14 protein-coding genes and 1 pseudogene are annotated in these 20,838 nt (G+C 71.1%); 5 read left to right on the top strand and 10 right to left on the bottom strand.

Annotation, left to right across the window (positions count from 1 at the left end):
• A partial coding sequence (locus tag D7Y13_RS19365; protein WP_147452465.1) for a sigma 54-interacting transcriptional regulator occupies positions 1-1,278 on the top strand: 1,278 nt, incomplete at its 5' end.
• Positions 1,279-1,414: 136 nt separating this feature from the next.
• Complete coding sequence (locus tag D7Y13_RS19360) at positions 1,415-1,768, top strand: hypothetical protein (protein WP_120581960.1); 354 nt, start codon at positions 1,415-1,417, stop codon at positions 1,766-1,768.
• Between the two features lie 99 nt (positions 1,769-1,867).
• Here D7Y13_RS19360 and D7Y13_RS19355 read toward each other — a convergent pair whose 3' ends face one another.
• The 6 genes from D7Y13_RS19355 to D7Y13_RS19330 all read right to left on the bottom strand — a co-directional run bounded on the left by D7Y13_RS19355 (position 1,868) and on the right by D7Y13_RS19330 (position 13,412).
• Entirely contained in the window at positions 1,868-5,407 is a 3,540-nt protein-coding gene (locus D7Y13_RS19355) for a serine/threonine-protein kinase (protein WP_120582001.1), read from the bottom strand.
• 189 nt (positions 5,408-5,596) lie between these two features.
• Positions 5,597-8,659 carry a DUF4215 domain-containing protein gene (locus D7Y13_RS19350; protein WP_120581961.1) on the bottom strand — a complete coding sequence of 1,021 codons (3,063 nt, stop codon included), beginning with the start codon at positions 8,657-8,659 and terminating at the stop codon, positions 5,597-5,599.
• A gap of 12 nt (positions 8,660-8,671) precedes the next feature.
• Complete coding sequence (locus D7Y13_RS48720; RefSeq protein ID WP_120535352.1) at positions 8,672-10,462, bottom strand: OmpA family protein; 1,791 nt, start codon at positions 10,460-10,462, stop codon at positions 8,672-8,674.
• A gap of 227 nt (positions 10,463-10,689) precedes the next feature.
• The gene (gene rnk / locus D7Y13_RS19340) at positions 10,690-11,106 is read right to left on the bottom strand and encodes a nucleoside diphosphate kinase regulator (protein ID WP_120535351.1); all 417 of its coding nucleotides are present in this window, start codon (positions 11,104-11,106) and stop codon (positions 10,690-10,692) included.
• Positions 11,107-11,472: 366 nt separating this feature from the next.
• Positions 11,473-12,054, bottom strand: coding sequence for an imm11 family protein (locus D7Y13_RS19335; RefSeq protein WP_120535350.1), 582 nt, complete (start codon positions 12,052-12,054; stop codon positions 11,473-11,475).
• Positions 12,055-12,071: 17 nt separating this feature from the next.
• Positions 12,072-13,412 (bottom strand): AHH domain-containing protein, encoded by a 1,341-nt coding sequence (locus tag D7Y13_RS19330; protein ID WP_439329230.1) that lies wholly within the window; start codon positions 13,410-13,412, stop codon positions 12,072-12,074.
• A 134-nt stretch (positions 13,413-13,546) separates the two neighbouring features.
• Here D7Y13_RS19330 and D7Y13_RS19325 point away from each other — a divergent pair, with 134 nt between their 5' ends.
• Positions 13,547-14,668 (top strand): OpgC family protein, encoded by a 1,122-nt coding sequence (locus tag D7Y13_RS19325; protein WP_120581963.1) that lies wholly within the window; start codon positions 13,547-13,549, stop codon positions 14,666-14,668.
• A gap of 28 nt (positions 14,669-14,696) precedes the next feature.
• Here D7Y13_RS19325 and D7Y13_RS19320 read toward each other — a convergent pair whose 3' ends face one another.
• The 4 genes from D7Y13_RS19320 to D7Y13_RS19305 all read right to left on the bottom strand — a co-directional run bounded on the left by D7Y13_RS19320 (position 14,697) and on the right by D7Y13_RS19305 (position 19,081).
• On the bottom strand, positions 14,697-15,773 hold the full coding sequence (locus D7Y13_RS19320; protein WP_120535347.1) for an NAD(P)H-dependent flavin oxidoreductase: 1,077 nt from the start codon (positions 15,771-15,773) through the stop codon (positions 14,697-14,699).
• A gap of 114 nt (positions 15,774-15,887) precedes the next feature.
• Entirely contained in the window at positions 15,888-16,829 is a 942-nt protein-coding gene (locus tag D7Y13_RS19315; protein WP_120581964.1) for a serine hydrolase, read from the bottom strand.
• Between the two features lie 24 nt (positions 16,830-16,853).
• Positions 16,854-18,068, bottom strand: a complete 1,215-nt coding sequence (locus D7Y13_RS19310) for a DUF819 family protein (RefSeq protein WP_233595236.1) — start codon at positions 18,066-18,068, stop codon at positions 16,854-16,856.
• Entirely contained in the window at positions 18,053-19,081 is a 1,029-nt protein-coding gene (locus tag D7Y13_RS19305; protein ID WP_120581965.1) for a dipeptide epimerase, read from the bottom strand. Before D7Y13_RS19305 ends, D7Y13_RS19310 begins: the two co-directional genes overlap by 16 nt.
• A gap of 98 nt (positions 19,082-19,179) precedes the next feature.
• Here D7Y13_RS19305 and D7Y13_RS19300 point away from each other — a divergent pair, with 98 nt between their 5' ends.
• The gene (locus D7Y13_RS19300) at positions 19,180-20,571 is read left to right on the top strand and encodes a M20/M25/M40 family metallo-hydrolase (RefSeq protein ID WP_120581966.1); all 1,392 of its coding nucleotides are present in this window, start codon (positions 19,180-19,182) and stop codon (positions 20,569-20,571) included.
• A 65-nt stretch (positions 20,572-20,636) separates the two neighbouring features.
• Positions 20,637-20,838, top strand: a pseudogene (locus D7Y13_RS19295) (aspartyl/asparaginyl beta-hydroxylase domain-containing protein); the annotation flags it as partial.

Below are 20,838 nucleotides of genomic sequence, written 5' to 3'. Positions count from 1 at the left end.
CTGGTGGCGGGCGTGCCGCTGGTGCTCGCCGGGCGCGTGGCGCTGCTGCTGCACCGGGCCACCGTGCGCGCGTCCGGGGCGCCCCGGCCCGCGAACCCGGCGGACCTGGCGGGGCTGGGCATGGTGGGCGACAGCGAGGGCATCGTGCGGGTGCGCGAGGACGTGCTGCGCGTCGCGGACCTCCAGGTGCCGGTGCTCATCCGGGGCGAGACGGGCACGGGCAAGGAGCTGGTGGCGCGGGCGCTCCACGCGCAGGGCCTCCGCCGCGCCGGCCCCTTCGTCAGCGTCAACCTGGGCGCCCTCTCCCGGGACCTCATCGCCGCGGAGCTGTTCGGCACGCTGCGGGGCGCGTTCACCGGCGCCACGCGCGACCGCGACGGCTTCTTCCGCGCCGCGCACGGCGGCACCCTGTTCCTGGACGAGGTGGCCGAAGCGCCCCCGGAGGTCCAGGCGGCGCTCCTGCGCGTGCTGGAGACGGGCGAGGTCTACCCCGTGGGTGGCCAGACGCCCGTGCGCGTCGACGTGCGGCTCGTCACCGCCACCGACGCGGACCTGGAGGCGCGCATCCACGACGGCCGCTTCAAGGCCCCGCTGCTGCACCGGCTGGCGGGCTTTGAAATCGTCGTTCCGCCCCTGCGCGAGCGCCGCGAGGACATCACGCCCCTGTTCCTCCACTTCGCCCGCCAGGAGCTGGAGACCACCGGCGAGGCCGAGCGCCTGATGTCCGCGGACGCGAGAGCCGAGCCGTGGCTGCCCGCATCCCTGGCCGTGCGGCTGGCGCGCTCCGCGTGGCCCGGCAACGTGCGGCAGCTTCGCAACGTCGCCCGGCAGCTCGTCATCGGCAGCCGGGGTCTGCCCGGGCTGCGCGTGGACGCCCGGATGGAGCAGACGCTGGACACCGACGCGCTCCCCATCCCCGGACAGCCCCTGTCCGTGGAGGCGCCGTCCTCCGCCACCGAGAACACCCCCGCGGGGCACCGCACGCCCGCGCGCCGCAAGCCCGCGGACGTGAGCGAGCAGGAGGTGCTGGAGGCCCTGCGCGCCTGCGCGTGGGACCTGAAGGCCACCGCGGACTGGCTGGGCATCCCGCGCTCCTCCGTGTACGTGCTCATCGACAAGAGCTCCTTGCTGCGCACCGCTCGCGACTTGAGTCCGGAGGAGATCACCCGCTGCTTCCACGAATGCGAGGGCGACCTGGACCGCATGGTGCAGAAGCTGGAGGTCTCCCGCCGCGCGCTCCAGCGCCGGGTGCGCGAGCTGGGACTGGAAGGGACCTGAGCTGACACGTCAGCCTTGTTTCAATGTGTCATTGACGCGTCCGGGTGCCCTTGGGCCGCGACCCGCCAGTGATACTTCCGAGGGTGTACACACGAGCCCGCACGCTGGTACGGGCGCTGCATTGCAGTGAGGACCTATGGCCAACACCATCTACATCGACATCGCCACCACCCCCGTCACCTACCTCCCTGGACCGGAGGTGAAACATGGTGACCACGTGATCTTCACGCTGGGCGCCGCCTCCGCCACCATCGCCAGCGCCACGGTGTCGTTCCCCAACGGCACCTGCCTCACCACGTCCGGCCCGTACACGCTGGGAGGCCCCACCATGGCGACGGCGCCTCTGACCGTCTCCGCCACGGCGCCGAAGGGCATCTACGGCTTCGAGGTCAACATCCCCGACGAAGCGAAGGACCGGAAGGTCGGACCGCAGGAGGATGACCGGAAGAACGGCGGCATCGACGTGACGAGCGACCCGCCGGAACTGTGACGGAAAGCAGGTCGCGGGCCCGTCAGGGTCCACGGTACTCGGCCGCGCGCTCCTGCACTGGAGCGCGCGGTCTGGCGCGAAGCCGCGTCGGTTCCTGCATCACTCGGTCTCGTGCGCCTTCACCGGGGCGCCAGGTCCGGCGCGAAGGCGCAGCAGTTCCTCTCGCACCTCGCGGGCCCGTACCCACCGGGGACGGGCCGCGACCACCGCGTCGGCCAGTTCCAGCCCGCGCGTCAGCCCGGCCGCCGCGTCCTGTCCTTCACGCAGCCGCCATGCGGCCCACGCTCCGTGGAGGTCCGCCGCCGCCAGCCGGTACTCCAGCCGTGGGTCCCGCTTCAGGGCCTCCTCGAAGGCCTGCGCCGCGCGCGTGAAGCCGCCGTCCGCCGCGCCATGGCCGTGCGCCGTCCAGCGGGCCCGGACGCCCACCGCCTCCGCGAGGTAGCGCCACGCATTGCCCAGGCGCGGGTTGAGTTCGCGCGCCCGGTTCAACGCCGCCTCGGCCCGCACAAGCTCCGGCGCCGGATCCTTCTCACGCGACAGCGACCACGTCGCCTGGTGCACCCACGCCTTGCCCAGGTTCGCCAGGAAGTCCGCGTCGTCCGGCAGCCGCTCGAGCGCGGCCGAGTAGTGCCCCACCGCGGCGCGCAGCGCGACCGTGGGGTCCTGGCCCTTCGCGAGCTGGCCCTCGGCGCGAAATACTTCCCACTCGCCCAGGTTGTTGAAGGCGAAGCCCTGCGTGGGCGCCAGCGTCCGCGCCTGTTCGAAGGACGCGCGCGCCTGCGCGAGCAGGGCCTCCGGGTCGCCCCCTTCCTCCGCGAGCAGCTCCCCCTGCCAGAACACCGCCGAGCCCAGCGCGTTGTGCAGCGCGGGCTGCTTCGCGTTGAGGCTCAAGCCCTGCCGGTACAGCGACAGGGCCCGCTCCAGGTCCACGCTCACGTCCTCGCCCTTGAGGTAGTGGAAGCGCGCGAGCTGCTCGGCCACCTCCGCGCCGTTGAAGCACGCGCTGAAGTTGTCCGGGTTGAGGGACAGCGCCCGGGTGAGCGCGTTGTTCGCCTTGCGCAGGTCCCCCGCCGCGTCGGGCGCGTTCGCCGCGTTGGCGCGCTTGCGGTAGGCGACCCCCAGGTTGATCCACGTGTACGGCTCCTGCTCGCTCAACCGCAGGGCCTCCAGGTACGCGTCGATGGCCTTCGTCTGGAAGGGCAGCGCGTCCCCGCCGCGCGCGTCCTCCGCGTCCGCCTGCCCCTGCCACGTCAGGCCCAGGTTCGCGTGGAAGGCGTAGTCCCGGTCCTCGGGGCGCAGGCGCTCGAAGGCGGCCGTCGCCCGGCGGAGCTGCTCGCGTGGATCCACCCCGTGCAGTTGCTGGTAGCGCGCCCACAGCCGGTGCGTGAGGGCCAGCTCCAGCGGGATGCGGGCGCTCGGCGGCGCGACGGCCTCCGCGGTGCGCAGCGCCGCCAGGGACTGCTCCAGCAGGGCCTCCACGCCCTCCCCTCCCTGGTTCGTGCGCTGCTCCGCGAGCCGGCGGTGGAAGCGCGCCACCAGCACCAGCGCCCGCGCATGGTCCGGCGCGGCGACGAGCGCGCGCGACAGCGCCTTGAGTCCGCGCTCGTAGTGCGGCAGCACGTTCCCCTCGGCGTACAGCTCCATCACCATCGCGGCCAGCTCCAGCCGCCCCAGCACCGCGTGCACGCCGGGCTGGCTCTCCGCGGTGGCGACGGCGGCGGCGTACGCCTCGCGGCTCAGCGCCAGGTCCGCCTGGGAGCCCGCGCGGTCGCCCCCGTTCCAGCGCTGCATGGCGCGCGCGAGCAGGATGTCGCCGCGCAGGAGGGGCGCCTCGTAGAACCACGGCAGCTGCATGCCGGGCGTGGCCAGCAGGGACAGGGCCTCGTCCGGGCGGTCCTCGTAGAAGGCGAACAGGGCCTTCACGAACTCGGGCGGCGCGGGGACATCCGGCCCTTCCGCCTGTCGCAGGTACGCGAGCGCCGGGTCGCGGTAGCGCCGGGTCAGCTCCCTGCGGCGCGCCTCCCGCTGCTCGGGCGCGCGGCGCTCCACGTCCAACAGCAACTGGTCGCGGTAGAGGTGGCCCAGCACCTGCGCCAGCGCCCACGCCACGCGGGGCTCGCGGTAGCCGTTCGCCCACGCGGCCTCCAGCTTCTCGCGGGCCCCGTCCAGGTCGTCCAGCGCGAACAGCGCGCGGCCCAGGGCGTACTGCCCGGCCCCGCCCGCCTGCGCTCCCGCGCGGCGCACGTCGGCCTCCAGCGCGACCATGCTCGCGCGCAGCGCCTGGCGGTCCTCGCGCGTGTCATGCAGGCGCGACAGGGCGGAGTAGCGCACCGCGGACTCGATGCGCTCCACGCGTTCGGTGAAGGCGCGGGCCAGCCGCTCGCGCTCGGCCACCTCGCCGCGCACGAGGGCCGCCTGCCCTAGCGCCCCGGCCACCACCACCACCACGCCGGTGCCCAGCATCAGCGCCGCGCGGTGCTTGCGGACCTTCTTGCGCAGCCAGTAGCGCGCGCCATGTCGGGCCCGCACCGGCTCCCCGGAGAGGAAGCGCTGCAGGTCGTCGATGAGCGAGCGCACGGAGTCGTAGCGGAGGGGCCGCTCCTTCTCCAGGCACTTGAGGACGATGGCCTCCAGGTCCTCCGGGATGTTCACGTCCAGGGCACGCGGCGCGAGCGGCGCCTCCCGCTGCAACCGCGTGAGCACCTCCGCCTCGGTATCGCCGGTGAAGGGCGGCCGCCCGGTGAGCAGCGCGTACAGCGTGCCGCCCAGGGCGTAGACGTCCGCGCGGCGGTCCAACCGGTGGCCCTCGCCTCGGGCCTGCTCGGGCGGCATGTAGTGCGGCGTGCCCAGCACCGCGTTGGCCTGGTGGCCCTCCTCGCGCCAGTCGCGCGCCAGGCCGAAGTCCATCACGAACGGGTTGAAGCCTCCGTCCTCCGTGCGCTCCACCAGGATGTTGCCGGGCTTCAGGTCGCGGTGGACCAGCCCCGCGCGGTGCGCCGCGTGCACGCCCTCGGCGGCCTGGGCCAGCACCAGCACCCGCTGCTCCAACGTCAGCGTGTTGGAGAGGTGTCCCAGCGACGGCCCCTCCACGTAGCGCATGGCGATGAAGGCCTGCCCCCGCACCTCGCCCACCTCGTAGACCTCGCACACGCGCTCATGGCGCACGCGGGCCTGGGCGCGGGCCTCGGACAGGAAGCGACGGGCCAGCTCCGGGTCCCCGTCGCGCACGAACTTGAGGGCCACGTTGCGGCGCAGGAGCGGGTCGTAGGCCAGGAACACCTGCCCCATGCCGCCCTGCCCCAGGAAGCGCACCGGTTCGTACCGGTCCCACCCGGGTACCGGGAAGGCGGGGGCCCCGTCCGCGTCCGTCGCCGCCGGGGGCGCGGTCGACAGCGTGGGGGCCTCCTGGATGGGAGCGCCACCCCGGTCCGTGCGCTCGCGGGCCAGGTCCTTGCGCAAGAGGTCCAGGGTGTTCTCCGTCAGCCGGCCCCGTTCCTTCAGCAGCTCCAGGGGCCCGCGGTGCAGGCGGAGGGCATCCTCGCGCAGGGCCGCCGCCTCCTCGGAGGACAGCAACCCTTCGTCCAGCGCGAGGAGGACCTCTTCCTCGTACAACTCCTGATGGCGGCCTGCCCCGTGCACGGACGGAGCATACGGGGAAGGCCAGACGATGCGGGAGCGCCGCCGGAAGGGCGCGGATGGAAGGGGGGCGAGGGGGCACCCCCCGAAGGGGACATCCGGCCCCCTTCCGGCGGCCTCCACGAACGCCATGGAGGCTCCAGGGAGGCTCCGGAGAGGCTCCGGAGAGCCTCCGTGGACGTTACCGGGACCTCATGCGGCCGGGCGGCGCTGCCTGCGGCGCAGGCCGGGCAGTCCCATCAGGCCCAGGAGGGCGAGCCAGGAGGCGTCGGGCGCGGCGCTGCACCCGCCGCCCGCGAAGGCGCGCGTGTTCGTGACGGTCCAGGTGTGCTCCGCGGGCGAGGTGTCCGCGTTGCCCGCGTCGTCCACCGCGCGCACCCGCAGGGTGTGCTCCCCGGGGGGCACGGTGTACCGGTCCCTGCACGGGACGAAGGGGCCTCCGTCCAGGCTGCACTCGAACGTGATGCCCTCCTCGTCGGGGCCGTACTCGAAGTCCGCCGTCCGGGAGGAGCCGCTCGCGGGCGGGCCCTTCACGATGACGGTGTCGGGAGCCTCGGTGTCCACCTGGGTGTCCACGACGAAGGACACGGTGTTGGACACGGGGCTGGTGCCACCCTTGGGCGTCTCGGCCGTGGCCGTCACCGCGTGCGGGCCGTCCGCCAGCGGGGTGGTGGGCACGCAGCTCCAGGCCCCGGCGGCATCGACGGTGGCGGTGCAGAGCACCGTGCCGCCTTCGCGCACCGTCACCTGGCTGCCGGGCTGGCCGGTGCCGGTGATGGCGGGGGTGGAGGTGTTCACGGTGGTGCCGGACGCGGGGCCGGTGATGACGGGGGCCGAGGGCGCGGGCTCATGGCCCTCTTCCACGGTGCACGTGGCCGAGCAGCCGTCGCCCGCCGTGAGGTTGCCGTCGTCGCACGCCTCCGCCGCGTCCTTGATGCCGTTGCCGCACACGTTGGCGGCCGCGCACGTCTGGGACACGGGGTTGCAGACCCCTTCACAGACATTGGAGGCGGTGCAGGCCTGGCCAATCTCCAGCAGGCAGCGCGGCGAGCACGTGTCGCCCGCCGTGAGGTTGCCGTCGTCACACACCTCGGCGCCCGCGCGGACACCGTCGCCGCACGTGGTGCCACAGAGGCTGGGAGCGCCGTTGCACGCGTAACCGGACTCCACGACGCAGATGCCGTTGCAGCCGTCGCCCGACGTCGCGTTGCCGTCGTCGCACTGCTCGCCGGCATTGATGACGCCATTGCCGCAGGTGTTGAAGCACGCGTTGCCGGGCGCGGGGCAGCTCCAGCCCGCCTCCACCTGGCAGGACGCGTTGCAGCCGTCGCCCGCGTTGAAGTTGCCGTCGTCGCACGCCTCGGCGCCCGCCGTCTGGCCATCACCGCAGAGGGTGTTGCAGACGCTCGGAGTCCCCGAGCAGCTCCAGCCCGGCTCGACACGGCAGCCATTCGAGCAGCCGTCGCCGGACTGCGTCTGGGCGTCGTCACACACCTCGCCCGTCTCCAGCGCACCGTTGCCACAGGTGAAGGCGCACACGGAGGGGCCCGCCCCCGGCGTGGTGCAGGCATAGCCCCGCTCCACGCGGCACTCGGTGGAGCAGCCGTCGGACGACGTCAGGTTGCCGTCGTCGCACTGCTCGCCCGGGTTCACGTTGCCATTGCCGCACGTCTTGGCGCAGGGCTGGCCCGGCGTGGCGCAGGCGTAGCCCAGCTCCAGGGTGCAGGCGTTGGAGCAGCCATCGCCCAGGGACGTGTTGCCGTCGTCGCACAGCTCGCCGGGGTTCAGCAGGCCGTTGCCGCACAGCGGGGCACAGGCGGACGGCGCACCGGAGCAGGAGTAGCCCGTCTCGATGCGGCACGCGGAGGAGCAACCATCCGAACCGAACGCGTTGCCGTCGTCGCACTGCTCGCCGGCGTTGATGGTGCCATCACCGCAGGACGCCACGCAGGCGCTGCCCGGGGTGGGGCAGGCGTAGCCCGCTTCGACGCGGCAGCTCGCGTTGCAGCCGTCGTTCGCGGTGGTGTTGCCGTCATCGCACTGCTCGCCGGCATTGAGGGCGCCATTGCCGCACGTCTTGGCGCAGGAGCTGGGCGCTCCCGTGCAGCCGTAGCCGGGCTCGATGCCGCAGCTCGCGCTGCAACCGTCGCTGTTGGTGGCGTTGCCGTCGTCGCACTCCTCGCGCAGGGAGATGGCGCCGTCGCCGCAGCGGTCGTCATACGCATCCACGAACAGGTAGCGGAAGGCGTTCGGGGGCGAGGCCGCGTTCTCGTTGCACAGCTCGATGCGGTTGACGCCCGCGTGCCAGGGCGCGCTGGTGCCGAACTCGCGGAAGATGTTCTTCTGCCACGGCTGGCCGGCCGGCTCGCTCACGGTGATGGGGAACACCGCCACGCCGTTCACCTTCGCGCTGTCGAACTGGTTGTCATTGAAGGTGGCCAGGCGCAGCCGGAACTGGGAGATGATCGTCGTCGAGGGGACCAGGAAGTCCTGGTAGACGCACGTCTGCCCGCCCAGGGGCGCCATGAAGCGCGCGGACTGCATCTCCAGGGGCCAGTCGGTGGCGTTGCGCACGCCGGTGGTCGCGCCCGTGGTGGTGCCCGCGTAGAACCAGTGCGGATCCGCCACGGTGCCTTCCAGGCGGCGGTTCTGGTTGTCCACGCCAGTGTTGAAGATGGCGACACCCGCGCCCACGCAGCGGCTGGGGCTGCCCGCGCAGGCGAAGCCGGGCTCCACCTCGCACTGCCGGCTGCACCCGTCGCCCTCGAAGCGGTTGCCGTCGTCGCAGATCTCCTGCGCGAAGGACGGGTACGGCTGGTTGTTGAAGACGCCGTTGCCACACAGGGACAAATCACACGTGGACGAACAGCCGTTGCCGCCGCCCACCGTGTCGCCGTCGTCGCACAGCTCGCCCGTGTTGGTGACGTTGTTGCCGCACAGGCTCAGGAGCGAACAGGCATTGCCGGGCACGTTGCACAGGTAGCCGGCCTCCACGGTGCCGGAGGCGGAACAGCCATCCCCGCTCACGGTGTTGCCGTCGTCACACTGCTCGCCGGGCTGGAGCCGGCCGTCGCCCACGAGCGCCGAGGACTGCTGGCTCGTGAGGACGGACGCGGACGTGGGGGGCCGCGAGTCACCCGACTCACAGCCGATGAGGAGGAACAGGGCACTGAGGGTCGCGGCGGTGAAACCCGCTCGCGCGACCGTGCGTGACGCCTGTCCCCGGAAGAGGGACTCCATGACGTTCATGAACATGAAAGGTCTGCCTTACTTCTGAAGGGGTTCCGGAGAGGGGGAGGAGGAGGCCGGCGTCGTCTGCACGCCCTCGGCCTCTCCGACGATCTTGAACTCGACGCGACGGTTCTTCGCGCGGCCGTCCGCCTTGGCGTTGTCCGCGATGGGCTGGTTGGGACCGAAGCCCTGGGCCTCCAGCCGCCCGCGCTCCACGCCCTTGGCCACCAGGTAGTCCACCACCGCTTCGGCGCGGCGCTGGGACAGGTCCAGGTTGTACTCGGCCTTGCCCTTGTTGTCGGTGTGGCCTTCCACGCGAATCTTCGCGATCTCCGGGTGGGAGACGAGGATGGCGGCCACCTTGTCGAGCACCGGGTTGCTGCGCTTCTGGATGACGGCCTGGTTGTTCTCGAAGAAGACGGCCTCCATGATGGAGATGCGGCCCGAGTCGATGCGGGCAAGCGGCACTTCCTTGCAGCCGCCGTTGGCCTCGGTGCCGGGCTCGTCCGGGCAGTTGTCCAGCCGGTCCACGACCTTGTCACCGTCGCGGTCGGGCTCCACATCCGGGCAGCCGTCCTGGTCCTTGTAGCCGTTCACGGTCTCCGGCTCGCGCGGGCAGGCGTCCTTCGAATCGACGATGCCGTCCCCGTCGGTGTCGGGGTCGTCCGGGCAGCCGTCCTCGTCCTGGAAGCCGTTCTTGTTCTCCGCCTGGGTGGGGCACTTGTCCGCCAGGTTCAGGATGCCGTCCTTGTCGTCGTCGCCATCCGGGCAGCCCTGGAGCTCGGCGAGGCCGGGGGTGGTGGGGCAGCGGTCCTCGCGGTTCTTCACGCCGTCGCCATCCGCGTCCAGGTCGGGACACTCGGAGGCCACGTGGGGTTGTCCCGCGATACAGACGGGGCCGGCGGGCGCGGGGGGCGTGCCGAAGGAGACGCCCGCGAGCACGCGGAAGCGCGGCGTGCCCGGCGTCTGGCCAAAGCCCGGGCCGCCCATGAGGTACACCTCGGTGCCGTCGGCGGTGGGCACGCGCAGGCCCAGGAGGACTTCCAGGGAGCTGGGCGAGTCCTGCACGGGCAGCGTGCCGCGCACGAGCACTTCCTCGCGCAGGCCGAAGAGGCCCGCGGACAGGTTGACGCCGCCGTTCATCTCCACGCCCATCTCGTCGCGCACGGGGTTGGAGTCGGGGGACAGGGCATACGTCTTGGTGCGCACGAGCGCGCCCACGTCGGCGCCCACGCGGAAGGTGTTCGCCAGCCGCTTGCCCAATCCCAGACGCGGGGAGAAGGTGAAGCCCTCGTCGCGCGTCAGGGCGGACTTGCTGCCCAGGGGCAGCGCCGCGCCCAGGTGCAGGCCGAGGTCGATGGGGCCACCCCGGTCCTCGGAGAGGAAGCCGGCGCGGGCCTGGAGCCAGGGGGTGCCGAGCGCGCTGGTGGTCGGGGTGTTCACACCCACCGCGGTCGTCTCCGGGCCCCACTGGGACACGATGGGCACCTGGGCGCCCACCTCGAGCCAGTTCGTGAGGGCGTAGGCCGCGCTCACGTGCGCCGTCACGCGGTTGGAGATGATGACGCTCTGCTCTTCGTCATTCTCCAGCAGGACGAGCGGCTTGTTCTCGTAGTGCGCGGTGAGTCCCACGCGGAACTGCCCGGCGGGGAGCAGGTCACCGGTGGACAGCACGAGGCTGTCGCGTGCGCCGGGGTTGAGCTGCAGGCGCTCCAGTTCGATGCCCGGAATGGTGCTGCTCTGGGCCTGGGCGCTGAAGGCGCAGAGGACGGCCAGTCCTCCGAACCCAAGGTGATGCCTTCGTGCGAACAAAGCGTTCCTCCACATCGACTCACGGGCGTAGGGACGTCCGCGACCCTTCGCGGGGCGAGGGGTGCGTTGGCGGATGCACGCTTGGGGCCAGCGCTGTCAAGAAGACAACGGGAAGGAATCACGCGGGGATGGCGGGAGCGCCGGGAGGGAGCACCGGGCGCTGACGCGTCAATCCATGGCGGCTGACACACGGAACACGGCGGCTGACGCGTCAGGAGCGCGCCGTGTTCCGGCGGGGTGCGTCACAGGTCGAAGTGGCCGGCGGCTTCGGGCTGGTAGGGGACGGCGACGATGCGCAGGCGGCGGGTGCGGCCATTGGGGAGCGGCCATTCCACGGTCTGGCCCACGGACAGACCGATGAGCGCACTGCCCACGGGGGCGAGGATGGAGATGCGGCCCGCGTCGCTGTTGGCGTCCTTGGGATAGACGAGAGTGACCTCGCGCTTGCCGCCGCCCTCTTCGTCCTCGAAGACGACGGTGCTGTTCATGGTGACGACGTTCGCGGGGATGGCGGTGGAGGACGTGACAACGGCGCGGGCGAGCTCGGACTCCAGTTGCTCCACGAGCTCCGCGTTGCGCGCGTTGCCGTACTGTTCGACGACGCGCTCCAGGCGCTGGAGGTCGGTGTCGGTGACGATGAGGGGATGGTTGTGGACCATGGTGGTGCCTCCTGGCGGTGAGAAGGAATGACGGCCCCACGCATTCCCGGGAAAAGGGAGCGCATGGAGGCGCCGTCGGGTGAAGGGGTGGAGAGGACGCCGACCGTCGCGAACTACACGGGACGGGAGGCGTGGGAGACAAGCCAGGCGGTGGCTCGGCCATGCGCGGGCAGCGTCCGGCGCACGGAGATCCGGCGCGGAGCACGCTGCTGGCAGGCTGTGAGCGAAACCGTCATCTGGACAGGGACCCGGGGCTGCGAACGCGAAATGGAACCCTGAATGTAGCCGTGCCAGCCCTGATTGCAACCGACGCCCCGAGAAGAGGCGACCGAGCGGACAGGCGCCGTGGTGCCGGGAGGCTGCGGATCAGCGCAGCGGTGACACGTCCTTGAACCTCACCCCCGTGGCGCCCAGTTGCTCCAGGGCGAGCTTGATGTCCTCGGAGATGATGAGGGACACCTCCCAATGCAAGGGCCGGAACACCTTGGGACTTCCGATCCGGAGGGCGTCCAGACGCATGCCCCACACGGAGAAGTAGGTGCCGACCTTCTCCGGGAGCCCGTTCTTGGGCTTCCAGTAGAGCACTTCTTCTGAAGCTTCGTCGTCGATGCAGTTCACTCGGCGGACGGCATTCATGATGAGGAACTCATCCGCCTGGCCCTCGATGTCCACGGGGAAGAACTGCACGTCCGCTGGGGCCAGCCGCGCGAAGACGGAGGCCACCCGGGCATGGACGACGGGAATGCTGAAGGGCGCGTGGGAGTAGTCGAGCACTGTGCCCGGGATCTCAACGGGGATGCGCACACGCTCCGGCCAGGAACTCGGCTTGCCCATCCGGAACTGCCAGGGGTTCATGAGTTCGGTTCCCTGAGCATCCTGCGGGTGCCCCAGCTCCCAGCGTCCTTCCAGGTACACATCGTCAGAAAGGTCGAAGTACTGCTGCGACATGGATTGAACTCCGGGACTCACTCCGTACGGGTTACCAGCTTGTTGAGAAAGCTTCCCTTCTGCACGAGTTGATCCGCCAGCGTGCGAAGTGCCCGCGTCAGCGATTCTCGACATTGCACGATGGTCTCGCAGTTCGCTGTCGCCTGCTCAAGCGCACCATGGACCCTCTCGTGGTACTGGCGAGGATGGGGGCCCTTGTGACCAGGAACATCGACCTGATTCGCAGGGTCGCTCAGCGACATATCCGCTTTCTTGAAGATCTTCTGATAGCGCGGCGTCCACGGCCCACCGTTCGCGGTGGAGGTGCTGAACTTATCGGACGCGATGTGGTGCTTCTGCCCCGCCGCATCCACCACCGGCCCACGGACCGTCATCGCCACCGCGCCCGGAGCCAGCGCGATGGAGATGACACCCGACGTCGACACGGCGACCGACTCCACCTGCGCGACCGCCCCCAGCCGGAAGCCCCCCTGCGCCGCGCCCACCAGTGAAGCCTGCGCCGAACCGGGCAGCGTGGGAATCTTCGCGGCCATCGTCTCTGCCGTGCTGCCCAGCGCCGCCGTGGCCAGCATCACGAAGGCCCGTGCGGCGTTCACCCCAATTACCTCGCCGTACCGCTCCCCCGCGTCCCGTAGTTCCTCGAAGGTCGTGGCCTCGCGCGCCGCATCCGCGAGCACCAGCCATCCCCGGATGAGGCTCACCACGGTGTCGATGCCGGCATACGCGATGAGCACCGCGGTCAGGGTCGCCGCGATGCCCTTGGACACCGCCGGCTCGGGAATCAGCCACAGCCCCAGGTACAGGGTCGCTGTCGTTGTGATCGTGGCGATCACCGCCTCGCGGCTGACCATGCCCCGCAGCGCTTCGCCCGTTTCGTCCCACACCGAATCCAGCGCGATGGAGAAGGCCAGCGTGCGTCGGCCGACCTCGTCCAGCGTGGGGCCTTCCTGCAGGAGGTGGAGGCAGTCTCCGGACAGGGCCTTGCGCTGACACCACCGTCCGTAGGCCGCCGCGAGTCCACCATCTGGCTCCGCATGAAGCCGGAGCTGCCGCCTCTCCGGCTCCATCACGGAGACAAGACCCAAGCGCCCTCGAACGTGGGAGTACGCACGCGGCGGCAAGGAGGCCGCCAACAACCGATAGGCTGCCTCCCTCGGTGGAGCGGAAACGGATGCGTCGCGCGCCAGCGCTCTCACCGCCGCCGCGAATGCCTCTTCATCCAGCGGCCCTGGACGGACCTCCGTATCGGGTGTGTGGACGATGCGCGCCCCCGACCCCGTCTCCAGCCTCACGATCCGTGACGTCGCGCATCCCGTCCCACCAAGCAGCGCCAGCAGCACAACGACAACGTGCGTCAGGCGTACCGTGACAACGGATCCGCGAGGGATGAGCGGTTTACCCGGCGCGCGGGGATGTGGCATGGGTGAAGGGCTCCTCCAAGAGGCACGGCCTTCCGAATCCTAGCGACCCATCCACCGCTCACGACGCCGCCATGCAACGACGCCCTGAATTCGACAGCCTGCGCGGAGTGCTCCTCGTCCTGATGACGTTGACGCACCTGCCCACCCGGTTGAACGTCCTCAGCAACCAGCCGTTCGGCTTCGTCTCCGCCGCCGAGGGCTTCGTCTTCCTCTCCGCGTTCCTCGTCAGCGTGGTGCACGCGAAGAGGCTGGGCACGTCCAGCCCCATCGCCATGGTGAAGAGCCTCTGGAGCCGCGCCCTCAAGGTGTACGGCTACCACGTCGCCCTGCTCTGCTTCGCGTTCACCATCATCGCGGCGCTCGGCGTCGCAGCTCGCAGGCCCGCCATCCACAACCTGCTCGGGTTCTTCCACCAGGATCCGTTCACCGCCCTGTGGAGCAGCCTCTTCCTCCTCTACTGTCCCCCGCTGCTCGACATCCTTCCGCTCTACGTCGTGCTGCTCCTCCTCACGCCCGCGGTGATGCTCGGCGCGCGCAAGGAGGGCTGGTCCCGCGTGCTGGGATTGAGCGCCCTCATCTGGGTCTGGGCCCAGGTAGGCCTCAAGCGCGCCCTGTATGACCTGCTCGTCGCCATTCCCGTGCTGCCGTGGCCGCCCTTGAGCATCGACCTGTCGGGCGCGTTCAACCTGTTCGCGTGGCAGTTCCTCTGGGTGCTCGGCGTGTGGCTGGGCGTCACCCGAGCCACCGCGCCGGAACACCGCGAGCCCGTCTCCCGCCGGCTCCTCACCGGAGCGCTCGTCGTCAGCATCGGGTTCCTGCTCGTGCGCCACCAGGTCGGCATCTTCAACTTCGAACTGGGCGCCGCCGCGGTGCTGTTCGACAAGTGGTCGCTCGCGCCACTGCGGCTCGTGAACTTCCTCGCCGTGGCCCTGCTCGCAAGCTGGCTCGCGCCGCGTGTGTTCCGCTGGCTGCGCCCCCGCGTACTGGAAGCACTGGGCCAGGCATCGCTGCCCGTGTTCGCCGTCCACGTCGTGCTGTGCCTGCTCAGCCTGTCCCTGCTCGACGAGAACGAAGACCCGCTGGACTACTGGGACGAGCTCGCCGTGCTCGTGGCGACCTTCTGCTCCATGTACTTCGTGGCGCTGCGCCAGCGCCTCGCGGGCCGGAGCATGGGCCCGCCCTCCACGTCGTAGCCGCCACGCACCGGCGCGGTGCTTCACGTCACCCGCGAACTGCCGCCAGCGCGGACTCGGTCTCCTCCATCAGTGTCCGCACCAGGTCCGCCGCCGGTCCCGCCCGCGACAGCCCCACGCCCTGCCCCGCCCACAGCGTCATGAAGCGCGTGTCCCCGCGCTGCGCGGCCGCGACCTTCAGCGCTCGCGTGGCCCCGTGAAGCTGGGGATACGGCAGGTACGCTCCTGCCTCCTCCAACGTGGTGACGAGCTCATTGGGAATCGCTCGCGCGGGCCTGCCGGTGAGCGCCCGGGTGATGCGTGACGACTCATCCTTCGCCTCGCGCAACACCTCGCGGTGGGCCGGCACCGTGCCGGACTCCTGGGAGCGCAGGAACGCCGTGCCCAGTTGCACGCCCGCCGCGCCCAGCATCCGCGCCGCCGCGATACCGCGCCCGTCCATGATGCCGCCGCTGGCGATGACCGGCAGCCGCACGGCATCCACCACCTGGGGCACCAACGCCAGCGTCCCCACCAGCCCCGCCTCGAACGGGCCTCCGAAGGAGCCCCGGTGCCCACCGGCCTCGGAGCCCTGCGCGACAATCGCATCCACGCCCGCGGCCTCCAGCGCCAGCGCTTCGCGCACGTTCGTCGCCGTGCCCACGATGAGGATGCCGCGAGCCCGCATCGCCTCCAGCACCGACGCGGGCGGAATGCCGAACGTGAAGCTGAACACGTTGGGCGCCGCTTCGAGCACCGCCTCCACCTGCTTCGAAAAGTCCGGCAGCGGAGCCTCCGCCACCTCGGGCGCGGGCAGCCCCAGCTCCGCATGGAAGCGCGCCAGCAACCCCAGCACCGCTCCAGGGTCCCCCGGCTCGACGGGAGCGCGGGGCGCGAACAGGTTGATGCCATACGGGCGCGACGTCCGGGCACGCACCGCCTTCGCCTGCTCGCGGATGGCATCCGGCGGTGCGTCTGCCGTTCCCAGGGACCCCAGCCCTCCCGCCTCCGTCACCGCGACGGCCAGGTCCGGGGGCGACAGCCCACCCGCCATGGGCGCCTGGATGAAGGGATACCGCGTACCAAGTCGCTCCGCGAACTTGCGCCAGGCCAGGGGGTCCATCATGGGGTCACCTCGCGCGCGGACAGGCTGCGCGCAGGCCAGCATTAACGCTCCCGGTCCGTCACGCGCACCCCGCGCCCAAGGACGTCGAGTAGCGCACGCACAGGGCATCCATTATCAACAGTCGTAGTCCGGCGCGGGTGCCCCCGCGTCCAGCACCACCGGCGCCGGCCCCCCTGCCTTCGCCAACGCCTCACCGCAATCCAGCGACGCGTCCTTCGCCAGATGCCGGTAGAGCACGCAGGACGCGCGCTCCACGACGAAGGCCTGCTTCGGCCAGTCCGGCCCACGCGAGGCGAGGATGGCCACCGCGTACCGTCCACCGTCCGGCAGCGTCACCAACCCGATTTCATTGAGCACGTTGTAGCGCGCGTCATCCGAACAGCATCCCGGCGGCAACCACCCGCCCTTGTGCTGGAGCGACGCGCGGGCCCGCGCAGGCAGCCGCGTCCCAAGCCAACCGCCACACCCCTGCCGGGGCGTCAATTCCATCCACTTCAGCAGCCGGGCGGTGGGCCCCGGCTTCAACAGCGCCTTCGTGTCCAAACGCGCGAGGAAGGACACCGCGTCGTCCGCGCAGAAGTAGTTGTCGTTCTGCATCACCTTCGGGGAGTTCGTCGCCCAACGCTGTCCGCCGTAGTTCCACTTCGTCAGCGCGGTGTTCTTCATCCCCAGACCCTGGAGATAGACATTGATGGCATCCGGCCCGCCCACCAGGTCGATGATCTCTCCGGACGCCTCGTTGTCGGAGGTGCGGAACACCTTCTCCGCGAGCGGCGCCACCTGCTTCAGGTCCCGCTGCTTCAGCGCCGCCGCCACCCAGAACACCTTCGCGGAGCTGGCGGAGATGTGCGGCGTCGCTCCGGAGAAGCTCGCGGATTCTCCCGTGCGCAGGTCCGTCACCGCCAGCGCCAGGTCCGTCCCGGGCGACAGCCGCGCCGCTTCACGCGCCAGCGAATCCACCACCGACCGCAAGGACTCCGGAGGCACCCCAGCATCGGTAGGCGCCGCCGAAGCGGTCATCGCAAGCAGCCACGCTCCCAGCAGCACCCTCCGCATCCGCGACCCCTCTTTCAGCCCCGCTCAGTGGCTCAACCGGTACACCTGCTCCAACAACAGCGCCGTCACCAATCCACAGTACGTCCCCAGCACATACCCCAGCACCGCGAGCAGCACGCCCACCGGCGCCAGCGCGGGATGGAACGCCGCCGCCACCACGGACGCGGAGGCCGTGCCTCCCACGTTCGCCTGCGAACCCACCGCCGCGAAGAACACCGGCGCCTTGAGCCACCGCCGCGCGCCCATCGTCACCGCCGCGTGGATGGCCATCCACACCGCCCCCACCGCCACCAGCGCGGGCGCGTCCCACAACCTCCGGAACTCCGCCTGCGCGCCAATCGTCGCCACCAGCAGGTACAGGAACAGCGACCCCATGCGGCTCGCCCCCGCGCCCTCCAGCCTGCGCACCGGCGTGAACGACAGCACCACGCCGACCGTCGTCACCAGCAACACCACCCACGTGAAGCCCGTCACCACGCTGCCCAGATCCGGCAGCACCTTCGCCAGCGCCGTGCACGCCACCGTCACCCCGAACGCCACCGCCAGCATCGACAGCAAGTCCGACAGGCTCGCGGGCCGCGCGGACGCCGCTTGAAGCAGGGCTGACTCCTCGCGCACCCGGTCCAGCGCCGCCCGGTCCGCGCCAATGCGCGCATCCATCGCCTTCTCGCGCCCGGCGAAGGACAGCAGCACCGCCGTCCACACGTTGGACACCCCCACGTCCACCACCACCAGCATGCTCAACGTGCTGTCCAGCGCGCCCACGCTCTGGCCAATGGCCACGAAGTTCGCGCTGCCACCAATCCAGGAGCCGCTCAACGCCGCGAGCCCCTTCCACGCCTGGTCCCCCAGCTCCGCCGGCACCAGCCACCCCAGCGCGAGGTACGCGATGGGCCCTCCCACCATGATGCCCAGCGTGCCCGCCAGGAACACGCCCACCGCGTTCTTCCCAAGCCTCGCGATGGCGGGCAGGTCCACGGACAGCACCAGCAACACCAGACTCGCCGGCAGCAGGTACACGCGCGTGAAGCGATACAACTCCGACTGCGTGGGGATGACGCCCGTGTTCGACAGCAGCGTGGGCACGAAGTACGCGAACACCAGCAGCGGCACGACGTTGAAGAACCGCTCCACCGTGGGGTGGCGCTGCAACACATACAACCCCGCCAGCACCGCGAGCAGCACGGCGAGCACCGCCATCGGGTCCTGGATGAGCGGCGGCGTCACGTTGCCGCCCAAGGCTCCACGCCCAGGCCCGGTCCATCGCCCAACTGGATGCGCCCCCCCACCACCGGGTGCGCGCGGTACGGGTCTGACGCGAGCAGCAGGTTGCCGTCCAGGTCCACCCAGTCCACCAGCGGCGCCAGGTGCGCGCCCGCCGCGATGCCCAGCCCCGTCTCCACCATGCAGCCCAGCATCACCTTCAGGCCACACGCGCGCGCCGTCTCGATGATGCGCAGCGCTTCGCGGATGCCACCGCTCTTCTGCAACTTCACGTTGATGCCGTGGAAGCCCGCCGCCAGCGACGGCACGTCCGACGCCTTCGTCAGCGACTCATCCGCCACCAGCGGCAGCGGCGAGCGCGCCTTCAACCACTTCGCCCCGTCCACATCCGCCGCCGGCAACGGCTGCTCCACCAGCTCCACGCCCTGCGTGGCGAGCCACTGGATGTGCGCCAGCGCCTCGTCCGGCTTCCAGCCCTCGTTCGCGTCCACGCGGATGGTCTGCGACGTCAACGCGCGCACCGTGCCGAACACCTCCCGGTCCTTCCCGGAGCCCAGCTTCACCTTGAGCACCGGGAAGTCCGCCGCCTCGCGCACCTTCACCGCCAGCACCTCCGGCACGTCGATGCCAATGGACATGGACGTCACCGGCTGACGCGCGGGGTCCACGCCCAGCATCCGGTACAGCGGCACGCCCATCACCTTGCCCGCCAGGTCATGCAGCGCCAGGTCCACCGCTGCCTTCGCCGCGGGGTTGTCTGGCAGCGCCGCGTCCAGCGCCTCCGACACGTCGCGGAAGCAGCGCAGGTCCCGCCCCTCCAGCACCGGGGCCAGCTTCTGGAGCGCCGCCTCCACCGACTCCCAGGACTCGCCGTAGCGTACGTTGGGCGCGGCCTCGCCGTACCCCACGTGTCCGCCCGAGCGCACCTCCACGAACACGTTGCGCTTCACCGTGCTCGTGCCCCGGGCAATGGTCCAGGCGTGGCGCAGCGGCAGTTCCACGGTGCGAAAGCTCAGGGGCGACGACATGGGCAGGGCTTCCTCCAGGGCCCCTCCCTTAACACGGCACTCCCGGCAAACGCCGCATCCGTTGCCTTCCGGGGCCCAAGGCGCGAGCCTCCCGCGTCATGCGTTTCCTCGTCCTGTCCGTCCTCCTCGCGTCCGGCGCGAGCCATGCCGCACCGCCCCGTCCCGCGCCGAAGGACGAGCTGCGGACCCTGCTCGCGGAGCTCATCGCCACGGACACATCCAACCCGCCCGGCAACGAGACGGCCGCGGCCCGGGTGGCGGCGCGCTGGTTGAGCGAGGCGGGCATCGACTCGGAGCTCATCGAGCCCTCGCCCGGACGCGGCAACCTCCTGGTGCGCCTGAAGGGCTCCGGGAAGGGGAAGCCCCTCCTCGTGCTCGCGCACCTGGACACGGTGCCCGCGGTGCGCTCGGAGTGGGCCACCGACCCGTGGAAGCTCACCGAGAAGGACGGCCTGCTCTACGGCCGGGGCGTGCAGGACAACAAGGGCATGGCGGCGGCGAGCATCCTCGCGCTGCGCCGGCTGAAGCAGGACGGCGGCCCGCGCTCGCGCGACATCCTCCTGTACCTGGGCGCGGATGAAGAGGTGGGCTCGGGGCAGGGCCTGGACTGGATGATGGAGCACCGCCCGGAGCTGAAGGAGGCGGAGCTCGCGCTCAACGAAGGAGGCCTCACAGAGCTGTCCCCGGACCGCAAGCAGGTGCGCTTCGTCGCGCTCCAGGCCGCCGAGCGTGTCTCGCGCAACGTGACGCTCAAGGCCACCGGGCCTGGAGGCCACTCCTCCGCGCCGCCCGTGGACGCGGGGCCGCTGGTGCGCGTGGCCGCGGCGGTGGCCCGCGTGGGTGCCCTCACCTTCCCCGCCCACCTGACGCCCGCCGCGAGGCTCCACATCCAGGGCCGCGCGCCCATCACCCCGGGGGAGCTGGGGGAAGCGCTGCGCCGCATCGCCGCCGCACCGGACGCGCCGCCCGAGGACGCGGTGTCCACCGTGGCGAGGCTGGAGCCCGCGCTGGGCGCCGTGCTGCGCACCACCTGCGTGCCCACCGTCTTCCACGCGGGCACGCGCTCCAACGTCATCCCCGCCACCGCCGAGGCCACCGTCAACTGCCGCCTGTTGCCGGACGCGGACGCGAAGGCCGTGCGCGAGCGCATCGTCGCCGCCGTGAATGACAAGGACGTCCAGGTGGAGATGGACGTGTCGCCGCCGGACTCACCCATGTCGCCCGTGGGTGACAACGCGATGTTCCGCGCGGTGCAGGCCGCCGCCGCGAAGGTGTGGCCCAAGGCACCGGTCATCCCGCGCCAGTCCACCGGCACCACCGAGTCCGCCACGCTGCGCAGGGTCGGCATCCATGCCTACGGCATCGACCTCTTCGCCCTCACCCCGGATGACGCGCGCACCGCGCACGCCCCCAACGAGCGCGTGCCCGTGGCCTCGCTCCAACCCGGCGCGGAGTTCGTCTACCTCACCCTCAAACACCTGACGCGCTGACGCGTCCTCCGTGACCTGGACGGTGCGCGCGCCGGCGCGCTATGGCTTCTCCCCAAGGAGAGGCCATGTCCGAAGCATCGCCCCAGGAAATCACCGCGCAGGTGCGCCACAAGATTGTCGAGCTGGCCGTGCAGGGCGGCTACTTCGACACCGTCCAGCGCGCGGGCCCGGAGCTGGACCGCCTGAAGCAATACCTGCGGATGCTGACCGGCCAGGTGCCCCTGCCACCCGCGACACCTGGACAGTCCCCCACCATCTTCCCCCCGC

It is taken from the genome of Corallococcus praedator, from assembly GCF_003612125.1.
Lineage (GTDB): Bacteria > Myxococcota > Myxococcia > Myxococcales > Myxococcaceae > Corallococcus > Corallococcus praedator.
Note: the sequence above shows the minus strand (reverse complement) of the source record. Positions and strands in the feature narration are given on the sequence as shown.